This window comes from Micrococcus sp. KRD070 (genome assembly GCF_017168435.1).
In the GTDB taxonomy this organism is placed as follows: Bacteria; Actinomycetota; Actinomycetes; order Actinomycetales; family Micrococcaceae; genus Micrococcus; species Micrococcus luteus.
In genome coordinates this window covers 117,586-120,176 of sequence record NZ_JABFNH010000012.1, presented here as the reverse complement: position 1 = coordinate 120,176, position 2,591 = coordinate 117,586, and the positions used below count along the sequence as shown (strand labels likewise).

The 2,591-nt window shown below is 72.0% G+C and carries 1 protein-coding gene; it reads right to left on the bottom strand.

The window, feature by feature from the left end; all coding sequences use genetic code 11:
- Nucleotides 1-276: 276 nt before the first annotated feature.
- The coding region (gene glgB / locus J1M38_RS04445; protein ID WP_206501182.1) for a 1,4-alpha-glucan branching protein GlgB at nucleotides 277-2,591 on the bottom strand (2,315 nt) is incomplete at its 5' end.

Below are 2,591 nucleotides of genomic sequence, written 5' to 3'. Positions count from 1 at the left end.
ACCCGGTGAGCACCACCCGCCCTGGACCTGCCATTCTCGGCATGAATCCGCGGATTCTGTGTTCTTCACCCCGCCTCCCGGTCACCCGGTCGGCGTCTTGAGCACGAGATGGAACTCTACACACGAACCCCACCGAACACAAAATCAGGGGTGACACCCGGCGTGCGGTCAAGGGTGGGCGGCCGGTTTCCGCCTGTTCTCGCGGATTCCTTCGGCCTGGCCCGCCCCGTTCGACGCTCCAGCGCCGTCACCCCCGGCCGTGACGTGCACCACTCCTCAGGGCGTGGCCGTCGTGTCCAGGGTCGGCTGGAGCCACAGGGTGGTCAGCGCCGGCACGTTCACCGTGACGTGGGCCGGCTGGCCCTGCCACTGGCCCTCGTGTGCCGCGATCACCTCGGACTGGCCGGTCTGCTCCCGCCAGCCGTCACCGTGGAAGTCGGTCGCATCGGTGTCCAGCACCACCGTCCACTCCCCCGCGGACGGCACCCCCACGCGCAGCCCCTGACGCGGCGACCCCGAGAGGTTGGTGATGCACAGCAGCGGGGCGCCGCCCGGTTCAGCGGCCGGGACCGCGGCGCCGTCGTCGTCGATCCGTGTCTCCGGCACCACCTGCGCCGCGGGCATGCGGAGGAACACGAGCGTGTTGCCGTCGGCGTCGCCGCCGTCCACCCACGAGAATCCCTCCGGGCTGTGGTCCAGCGACCACAGCGCCGGCTTGCTGCGGTAGAGCGCGTTGAGCTCCCGGATCGTCAGCTGGACCCCGCGGTGCGCCTCATCCCACGAGACGGGCCAGTCCAGGCCCTCGCCCTCGGACCACTCGCTCGGCTGCGCGTACTCCCCGCCCATGAACAGCAGCTGCTTGCCGGGGTGCGCCCACATGTACCCGTAGTAGGCGCGCAGGGTCGCCAGCTGCTGCCGTCGGTCGCCCGGGATGCGGCCCAGCAGGGAGCCCTTGCCGTGGACGACCTCATCGTGGGACAGCGGCAGCACGTAGTTCTCCGAGTAGGCGTACACCATGGAGAACGTCCACTGCTCGTGGTGCCACCGGCGGTTGACCGGGTCCTGGGACAGGTAGGCCAGGGTGTCGTGCATCCAGCCCATGTTCCACTTCTTGCCGAAGCCGAGACCGCCCGCGTCCACGGGAGCGCTCACCCCGGAGAAGGCCGTGGACTCCTCCGCGATCATGTGGACGCCGGGGTGCAGGCGGTACACGGTCGCGTTGACCTCGCGCAGGAAGTCGATGGCCTCGAGGTTGTGGTTGCCGCCGTGCACGTTGGGCTCCCACTGCCCGTCCTCGCGCGAGTAGTCCAGGTAGAGCATCGAGGCGACGGCGTCCACGCGCAGCCCGTCGATGTGGAACTCGCCGAGCCAGTAGAGCGCGTTGGCCACGAGGAAGTTGCGGACCTCGGTGCGGCCGAAGTCGAACACGAGGGTGCCCCAGTCGGGATGTTCGCCCCGCCGCGGGTCCGGGTGCTCGTACAGGGCGGTCCCGTCGAAGCGCGCGAGCGCCCACTCGTCCTTCGGGAAGTGCGCCGGCACCCAGTCCACGATGACGCCGATCCCCGCCCGGTGGAGCGCGTCCACCAGGTGCTTGAACTCGTCCGGGGAGCCGAACCGGGAGGTGGGGGCGTAGTAGCCGGTCACCTGGTAGCCCCAGGACCCGCCGAACGGATGCTCCGCGACCGGCAGGAACTCCACGTGCGTGAACCCGAGCCACTGCACGTACTCCACGAGCTGCTCGGCCAGCTCGCGGTAGTCCAGCCCGGGCCGCCACGAGCCCAGGTGCACCTCGTAGATGCTCAGCGGGCGCTCGTGCGGGTCCGTGAGACGGCGGCGCTCCATCCAGGTGCGGTCCCCGAAGGCGTAGTCGGACTCGAGCACACGCGAGGCCGTGGCCGGCGGGACCTCCGTCCAGCGGGCCATCGGGTCCGCCTTCTGCCGCCAGAGCCCGTCCCGGCCGAGGATCTCGAACTTGTAGCGGTCGCCGTGACCGACGCCAGGCACCAGCAGCTCCCACACGCCGGAGGAGCCGAGGGACCGCATGGCATGGGTCCGGCCGTCCCAGCCGTTGTGGTCGCCCACCACGCGCACGGCCCGCGCGTTCGGCGCCCAGACCGCGAAGGCCGTGCCGACGGCCTCGCCCGCGGAGGTGCGGACCACGCGGGCGCCGAGCACCTCCCACAGCCGTTCGTGCCGGCCCTCCCCGATCAGGTGCAGGTCCAGCTCGCCGAGCGTGGGCAGGTGCCGGTACGCGTCGTCCTGCTCCTGGACGGGGCCGGTCGTGCCGTCCTCGGTCTCGTATGCCACCTCGACGCGGTAGTCGCCCGCGGCGGCCCCGGCCACGCGGGGCGTCGGGGCCACGCCCGCGAACACGCCGTCGTGCTCGTGCGTCAGCTCCACCCGTTGCCCGTCGCCGGCGCGGACCACCGTGACCGTGCGCGCCAGCGGGCGCAGCACGCGGTAGGTGACCGCCGCGCCGTCGGGATGCGGGTGGGCGCCCAGCACGGTGTGCGGATCGTGGTGCCGGCCCTGCGCGACGGCGGCCAGCACCTCCGGGTCCACGGCGAGCGGGGCGACGGCGGGACGGGGGG